This is a genomic window from Desulfobaculum sp., from assembly GCF_054921475.1.
On the sequence record NZ_JBUDSW010000187.1, the window covers coordinates 1 to 7,411 of the forward strand.

Genomic DNA, 7,411 nt, shown 5'->3' on the forward strand with positions numbered 1-7,411 from the left:
CTGTTGGGTGGAGCGCATTGAGAGGTGGCCCGTGAGCGGTGAAGTGTTGAGAGGTGGTCGCGGAGTAAGGCGCGGGCTGGGGCGCAGACGGGGCGGGTGGCGAGCGCTCACCGCCAAAGGGAGGCGCGCGGGAAGTCGCGCCGTGCAGTAAGGCGCCAGCCTCGCATTATGCCATGAGGCGCACAGCACGGGCCGGGGGCCTCGCGCGTTGCCGCGTCCCGGTGCGCAGTGGACCGGGACGCAGGACAAGGGCGGCAGTTAAAGGGCCCAGCGCAGACCGGGAGCGCCGGGAATAAGGCCGAGTCTGCGGCAGTAGTCCGCAAACAGGGTCAGGGAGGCTTGCTCCTTGGGGCCAAGCTCGTAGTCCAGTGTGGACAGGTAGTCTTCAATGCCGTCGCGCGAAATCCATGTACAGATGTCATCCATCTCGGCAATTTCGCCGATGGCTTCGTGGCAGGAGAGCTTGCATTTGACAAGGGCGGTATGCACGTCCGCCAGCAGGTCCAGCTGTTCCTCGCTCAGGCCGTTTCGGACCATCCAGACCGCAAAGACAAAGGGCAGGCCCGTGAAGCCCCGCCATTCGTTGGCAAGGTCGATGATGTGCCAGCCTTCGGGCGGGCGCAGCCAATGCCGCAGCGCGTAGTTGCCAATTTCAAGGAACGGGCGGTCCATGGTGTGGCCGGTTCCGGCGTCGATGGCCGTCCAGTCCGCCTGCGGGAATTGCCAGTGGAAGTGCCACAGCGTCTTGAGTAGGGCCACGGAACTGGCCGAAGCCTTGGTCACGTGGATTTGGGGGCCGTTGTCGGCCATCCACTGCGGGATGTCCTCCAGCGCCACGGGGCTGACGAGCAGGACGCTCTTGACCGGGCCGGCGGGGGCGGTGATGGACAGGCCGGGAAGCAGGCGGTAGCGCTCCGCGTGGGCGAGGTATTCAAAGGCGGAGCCGGGCGACAGGTCGATGCTGCCATCCAGCAAACCGGCGTTCATCTCCGCGGGGTGCCCCTGAATGTAGCGGATGTCGTCAGACGGCGGAACGTGGTGCTTGAGGGTCTGAAAAAGGGGCAGCACGTTCAGGTAGCTGATTTGCCCGATATTGAGGCGAGGTGATGTCATATTGGGATGTCCTTTGTTGCGCGTAACGGCTGGGGGCGGTGGGCGCGTGGCCCCGCCACCGCAATGAAAAAGGCCACCGAAGCTATAGCTCCGGTGGCCGTATAACGCAACAGACTGATGCGGGCTGTGGCTAGTCCAGCTGGGAGATCAGGAACTGCTTGATCTCGTCGATGGAGCCTTCGCCGTTCAGCTCAATGTACTTGAAGCCAGCGGAGTCGGCCTTATTCTTATAGTAGTAGGCCGCAGCGAGGGTGCCGGTCTCGGTGTCGTAGTAGATGTTGTGGCGCTTGTCGATGGCGTCCTCGTCCTGGTCGTCGGCGCGGGCGGTCAGCTCGCCACCACAGACGCGGCACTTGTCGCCATCGGGAGCGATGACCGGGATGCCCACGTTGTTGGGGTGGTTCGGGTCGTTGGCGCAGAGGCGACGGCCCATGATGCGGGCTTTGGCGACTTCGCGGGGGAGCAGGATTTCAATGACGTAGTCCAGCTTGACGCCGTCCTTTTCCAGAGCTTCCCACAGCTTCTCGGCCTGAGCGATGGAGCGGGGGAAGCCGTCCAGCAGCCAGCCGTTGGCGGAGGACTGATTCAGCACGTCCAGAACCATGGGGATGGTGATGTCATCGGGAACCAGCTCGCCCTTGTCGATGTATTCCTTGGCCTTTTTGCCAAGTTCGGTGCCGCCGCCGATGTGCTTGCGGAAGATAGCGCCGGACTCAATGTGGTCGAGATTGTATTTCTGCTTAGCCAGGGAGCCTTGCGTACCTTTACCGCTGCCATTGGGACCGAAAATAAGAATATTCACTGGTTCCTCCTTCACAAGTTGAAAATTTCACAAAGCTCTATCCTTCTCGCCAGCCGCTGTCAATGCCAAGACCCGGCAAGAAGGCAAAAAGTGCTGGGAGCTTAGCCGCAGCGGGGTTTCAGGAGGACGCCAGCGGCAGAGCACGTGGCGGTTTTGCCTCCTGGAAACTGGACGGTTTTGCCGCCCTCGCGGCTGAGAAAGAGCGCATCCAAACGGTGGAGTGCGTCGGCCCGGGATTGGCCGGGACCAAGGCGTTCCAGCGCGGCTTTGAAAATCCGCAGCCGCAAGGCCTTGTGTGTATCTTCAATGATTTCACGGCGCAAGAAGATTGTGCCGTCGCCTTGAACCGCTCCGGACAGGGCCGCGCTCACCTGCGCGGCAAAAAAATCCGCATCAAGGCGGGCAAGACGCCACTGTTCAGCGATGCTGCCCAGAAAGTTCGGGTTTTCACGAGCAAGGCGGGGCAGGATGTCGTGGCGGAAGCGGTTTCGGGTGTAGGTGGTATCCGCATTGGTGGCATCCTCCACCCACGGCAGGCCAAGGCCTGTGGCAAAGTCCTCAATTTGCGCGCGCGTGGTGAGCAGCAGAGGGCGGATGACGTTTCGCTCGGGCACCACGGCGCGCATGCCGCCCAGCTGGGGCCAGCCTGCGCCGCGCGTCTGGCGCATCAGCACGTCTTCGCCGAGGTCGTCAAGGGTGTGCCCGAGGGCGATGAAGTCCGCCCCCCCGTCCGCGCGAACCTGCTCAAAAAAGCCGTAGCGCGCCGAGCGGGCGGCGTTTTCCACGCCGGATGCCCCGCCAGCCATGGCGCGGACGTCAACGCGCCGGTGCGTGAAGGGGATGCCCCATGCCTCGCAGGTGCGGCGTGCGTGGGCGGCGTCCTCTGCGGATTCCGCGCGCAGGCCGTGGTCCAGATGCGCGGCGGTGACGGTACACTCCAGCCGCCGCGACAGCAGCGACAGCGCGGCCAACAGCACCGTGGAGTCCACGCCACCGGAAAAGCCCACGACAATGCGCGCGCCGCGCAGGTCGAGGCTGAGTTCATCGGTCATGAAGCGCTGGACGCGCAGGCAGAACCGGGCGTGTTCCGGGGCGAGGTCTTGGATGCGGTGGGGGAGTGCCATGGTCAGCCTCCTCGCGCTTGCGGGGGCATGCGGTGTGTTGTGGCTACTTAGGGTGCTGAAAGGCGGGCAGAGCGCGCGGCCCTGCCCGTCATGCGTATGGAGTAAAAGTTGGCGTTAGGCCGGGATGTCCTGTTCTTTGAGCAGGCCGTCCAGCCAATTGATGGCGTAGTCGCGCTGGTCCGGGGTGGCGTAGGTGACACAGCCGCAGCGGATGATGTTTCTGGCGCGGGCCAGCAGTTCCATGCGCAGGCCGTCTTCCAGCACTTCGATGCCGAAGCTGTAGGGGCCGCAGGAGTCCGCGTGTTCGGTCTGCAACTCGGAGTAGAGCTCGCGGGGCAGGTCCAGCCAGTAGAAGCCTTTCATGGAGCCGCTCATGTCTTTGGCGTCGAGGGCTTTTTGCAGTCGCTCAATGTCGTCAGTCGTCAGTTCGTCGATGTGGTAGTTGCGCATGGTCCTCTCGCTGGAAGTGTCGGTGTCTGTCCGTGGCCGGTGGCGTTGGACTATTCGGATTTCTTACAGCCGCAGGCCGCGCGGAGCTGCACCACATTGCGTTTGCGGTCCGCGTGGGCGTTCTCCGGGATGGATTCGCCATCGAGGTTGAACATCCTGCGTGTGGTGTCGATAAAGCGCTGCGCCGCGCCTTCTTCCTGCGTGCGGCGTTTCAGGAAGGTGATAGGCTCGTGATAGAGCTTATGCGCCAGAGATTTGACAAGGGTCTCAAGGGCTTCGCGCTCTTCATCGGACACATCGCCAAGGCGCTTCATGGTCTTGGACAGCTCGCGCATGGCAATGGTTTCGCCCTTGTCCAGCAGGTCGCAGATGGTGGGGTTGAGTTCCAAGGACTCCAGCCACGTATCAAACTGCCGGGTTTCGGAGTCGATAATGGCTTCGGCCTTGGTGGCTTCCTCCCGCCGCTGGGCAAGGTTTTCCTCCACCACTTCCTTCAGGTCGTCGATGTCGTACAGGTAGACGTTGTCCAGTCCGTTGACGTCGGGGTCGATGTCGCGCGGGACGGCGATGTCGATGAAGAACATGGGGCGGTTGCGGCGTTTTTTGAGCACGGGCTTCAAGTCCTTGGCGCGGATGATGGCTTCCGTTGCGCCGGTAGAGCTGATGACGATGTCAACGTCCGCAAGCTTGCGGTGCATCTCCTCAAACATGATGGGCGTACCATTCATGCGGCGGGCAAGCTCCTCACCACGGTGGTAGGTGCGGTTGGCGACCATGATTTCCTGCACGCCACCGTTGATAAGGTGGGTGGCGGCAAGTTCGGCCATTTCGCCTGCGCCGACCAGCATGGCGCGGTGGTCGCTCATATCGCCGAAGATTTTCTTGGCGAGTTCCACCGCGGCGTAGCTGATGGAAACGGCGGAGCTGGCGATGGACGTTTCGGTGCGCACGCGCTTGGCCACGGAGAACGCCTTGTGCAGGGCGCGGTTCACAATGACCTTAGCCGAGCCGTACTCCACGGATTTGCGGTAGGCATCCTTGAGCTGGCCCAGAATCTGCGGTTCGCCAACGACCATGGAATCAAGGCTGGCCGCCACGGTGAACAGGTGCTTAATGGCGTCCAGCCCCTCGTGGATATACACGTGGGGTTTCAGCTGCGGCACGCTGCCGCCACAGTTCGAGGCCCAAAAGTGCAGAATGTCGTCCGCCGTCATGCTGTCGTCGGTGACAACCAGCATTTCGACACGGTTGCAGGTGGAAAGGGTGAGAGCCTCGCTCACGCGACCGTCCGGGGTCACGAAGCCGAGTTCCACGGTGTTACAGTCCTTGAGGGCATATGCCTCGCGGATTTCCACACCAGCCGTCCGGTGGTTGAGTCCTATGAGAAAAATCTTCTGTTTCATGAGATCTGCATGAAGTTGTGGTGCGAGGGCATCATGAAGTTCACGACGACCAGTGAAAGGACACTGAACAGGAACACGGCAATGGCGAGCAGTGCCGCCTTGCGCCCACGCCAACCGACGGCGAGGCGCTGGTGGAACAGGTAGGCATACACCAACCAGATGAGAATGGAGACCACTTCCTTGGGGTCGCCGGTGATGATGCGTCCCCACGCGAAGCGGCCCCAGATGAAGCCAGACAGCAGGCCCACGGTGTACAGCGGAAAGCCGAACACCACGGCGTGGTAGTTGGCGCGGTCAAAGGTATTCAGCGAGGGCAGATCCTTGCGGAAGCCCGTCAGCTTTTCCTTGGTCTTAATCTTGCGCTCCAGATGGATGAACAGCACGCCTGCGGCAAAGGCCATGGCCAAAAAGGCCAAGCTGAAAAACAGCGAGCCGATGTGCAGCATAAAGAACGACCCCGCCAGCGCCTTGGGCATAAGCACCTTGGAGCCGGGCAGGGTGACGGACGAAAGGTAGAGGAGCAGCGCCAGCGGAGAGGCCGCCAGTGCCAGAAAGTCGAGTTTTAGGCGCCACCACAGGGTGAAAAAGATAGCCAGCAGCACCCAGCCCAGCAGGCTCAGGTGAAAGCCGCCTTCCAGAAAACCGGAGTAGCCCATCTGGTTGAAGAACAGGGCGAGGGAGATGGTGTGCAGGCCAAAACCCGCACCGGACGCGACCCCAGCGGCCTTTTTCAGGCCGGGACGCACGCCGAGCATGCCGCCGATGAACAGGGCGGCGCCCAGCGAATACAGCAGCGTGATGCCAATTGGCAGAGCGTTAAACAATTCCATCGATGAGTTCTCCGATGTGGGGATGCAGCGCCTTAGGCAGTGTATCCTGCAGGATGGCCTGCATGCGCTGGCTGTCCCCGTCGCCCACGGCGTCAAGAAGCGGGCCGTAGGCGAGTTGTCTGAAAAGTGTTGTGTTGTCGCATGTCGGCATGCCCTGCTCCAGAACCAGTGGCCGGATGCGCCCCATCAACGTGATGAAGCCGCCATAGCGCGGACCGAGCGTGTCTTCAAGCTCCTTTCGTATGCGGCGGCATACGGCAGGGCTGGCTCCGCCCGTGGAAAACGCCACCACGAGGCTGTCGCGGCAAAAGGTGGCCGGTACGATGAAGCCGCTTTCGGCCGGGGCGTCGGCAATATTGCACAGGGTGCCCGCGGCGTTGCACAGCCGGGCGACGCGCGCGTTCAGTTCGGCATTGCTCGTGCATGCAAAAACGAGGGTGCACCCCGTGATGTCATCATCGCTGAACGGGCGCTGGTTATAGACCACGGCGGGGTCGTCCAGCAAGGGGATCATGGCCTCGGATGGCGGCGCGGTATCTATGACGGTGATTTCGGCAGGATGGCACGAGGCAAGCGTCTTGACCTTGCGCAGGCCAACCTCACCGGCACCCACCACCAGACACCGTCGTCCGTGCAGGTTCAAAAATGCGGGATAATGTCGCATGGCCGCGTCATACCAGAAGTGCACCCCGCCTGCAAAAGGTTATCCGGCCGGATTGTCTGCGGATTGTTGCCCGTAACGCCAAACTGCGGTACCTTCGCCGCTGGAAAAACTGCGCGAAAACACGCATTTCACGGAGATAGAGCCTACAATGCCAACGTCCCGCCCAGCCTCCGCTGGCCATTACCTTATCATACAACTTGCCCGCTTCGGTGACCTTTTGCAGACCAAGCGGCTTCTCGCCACGCTGCTTGCGCGCCCGCAGAGCACCGTTCATCTGGTGGTGGACCGCTCGCTGGTCGATATCGCCCAGCTGGTGTACCCGCAATGCGTGGTCCACGGCATTATGGCCCACCGTTCCGGCGCTCCCGCGCCTGCCGAAGTGCTGGCCGCCAACCTTGGCGTGTTCTCCTCGTTGCGGGATATCCCCTTTGCCGAGGTGTACAACCTGAATCTTTCTGGCATGAATTTCGCTCTCTCTGCGTTGTTCGCACCGGAGCGTGTTCGTGGGCATAAATTGCAGGGTGGGCAGGAGATTTCGGACCTGTGGCCGCGCATGGCCATGCGCTGGACGCGCGTTCGCCGCGCCGCCGGGCTGAACCTTGTAGACTTTTGGGCCGAGCTTGCAGACGACCCCATCGCCCCCGGCGAGGTGAATCCCATCGCCCGGCGCGGCGGCAAGGGCGTCGGCGTGGTGCTGGCCGGGCGCGAATCGCGCCGCAGTGTGCCGCCAGCCATGCTCACCACCATCGCGGGCGCTGTGGCGCAGGGTACGCGCAGTGAGCGCATTGTGCTCATGGGCAGCCGCGGCGAGCGCTCCCTTGCCAAGGAATTTATGGGCGCGGCCTCGTCCCGTCTTGCCGCCATGACGGAGAACACCGTGGGGCAGACCGATTGGGCAGGCCTTATCGACACGCTCACCGGGCTGGACGCCGTCATCACGCCGGATACCGGGACCATGCATCTTGCCGCGCATCTTGGGGTGCCCGTACATGCGCTCTTTCTTTCCTCGGCGTGGTGTTTTGAGA

8 protein-coding genes are annotated in these 7,411 nt (G+C 62.4%); 1 reads left to right on the top strand and 7 read right to left on the bottom strand.

Annotated features, from left to right (window positions below; translation table 11 throughout):
* Positions 1-258: 258 nt before the first annotated feature.
* The 7 genes from ACY69P_RS11950 to ACY69P_RS11980 form a co-directional block, all read right to left on the bottom strand.
* Positions 259-1,113, bottom strand: coding sequence for a menaquinone biosynthetic enzyme MqnA/MqnD family protein (locus ACY69P_RS11950; RefSeq protein WP_462327629.1), 855 nt, complete (start codon positions 1,111-1,113; stop codon positions 259-261).
* A gap of 130 nt (positions 1,114-1,243) precedes the next feature.
* Positions 1,244-1,915: an adenylate kinase gene (locus tag ACY69P_RS11955; protein ID WP_462327630.1), complete on the bottom strand. Its 672-nt coding sequence runs from the start codon at positions 1,913-1,915 to the stop codon at positions 1,244-1,246.
* Positions 1,916-2,016: 101 nt separating this feature from the next.
* Positions 2,017-3,039 (bottom strand): tRNA lysidine(34) synthetase TilS, encoded by a 1,023-nt coding sequence (gene tilS / locus ACY69P_RS11960; RefSeq protein WP_462327631.1) that lies wholly within the window; start codon positions 3,037-3,039, stop codon positions 2,017-2,019.
* Between the two features lie 114 nt (positions 3,040-3,153).
* Positions 3,154-3,489 carry a hypothetical protein gene (locus ACY69P_RS11965; protein ID WP_459899821.1) on the bottom strand — a complete coding sequence of 112 codons (336 nt, stop codon included), beginning with the start codon at positions 3,487-3,489 and terminating at the stop codon, positions 3,154-3,156.
* Positions 3,490-3,539: 50 nt separating this feature from the next.
* Positions 3,540-4,892, bottom strand: coding sequence for a glutamyl-tRNA reductase (hemA, locus tag ACY69P_RS11970; protein ID WP_459899822.1), 1,353 nt, complete (start codon positions 4,890-4,892; stop codon positions 3,540-3,542).
* Entirely contained in the window at positions 4,889-5,722 is an 834-nt protein-coding gene (locus ACY69P_RS11975; RefSeq protein WP_459899823.1) for a cytochrome C assembly family protein, read from the bottom strand. The genes hemA and ACY69P_RS11975 overlap by 4 nt, the downstream gene beginning before the upstream one ends.
* A complete protein-coding gene (locus ACY69P_RS11980; RefSeq protein ID WP_462327632.1) occupies positions 5,709-6,386 on the bottom strand; it encodes a precorrin-2 dehydrogenase/sirohydrochlorin ferrochelatase family protein in 678 nt (225 codons plus the stop codon). The genes ACY69P_RS11975 and ACY69P_RS11980 overlap by 14 nt, the downstream gene beginning before the upstream one ends.
* A 148-nt stretch (positions 6,387-6,534) precedes the next feature.
* Between ACY69P_RS11980 and ACY69P_RS11985 the strand changes: the two genes are divergently transcribed.
* Positions 6,535-7,411: glycosyltransferase family 9 protein (locus tag ACY69P_RS11985; protein WP_462327633.1), on the top strand; the 877-nt coding region annotated here is incomplete at its 3' end.

Bases quoted from the DNA above. Each gene is read 5' to 3' on its own strand.
- ACY69P_RS11950 (WP_462327629.1), bottom strand. From the start codon at position 1,113: ATGACATCACCTCGCCTCAATATCGGGCAAATCAGCTACCTGAACGTG.
- tilS (WP_462327631.1), bottom strand. From the start codon at position 3,039: ATGGCACTCCCCCACCGCATCCAAGACCTCGCCCCGGAACACGCCCGG.
- ACY69P_RS11965 (WP_459899821.1), bottom strand. From the start codon at position 3,489: ATGCGCAACTACCACATCGACGAACTGACGACTGACGACATTGAGCGA.
- hemA (WP_459899822.1), bottom strand. From the start codon at position 4,892: ATGAAACAGAAGATTTTTCTCATAGGACTCAACCACCGGACGGCTGGT.
- ACY69P_RS11975 (WP_459899823.1), bottom strand. From the start codon at position 5,722: ATGGAATTGTTTAACGCTCTGCCAATTGGCATCACGCTGCTGTATTCG.
- ACY69P_RS11980 (WP_462327632.1), bottom strand. From the start codon at position 6,386: ATGCGACATTATCCCGCATTTTTGAACCTGCACGGACGACGGTGTCTG.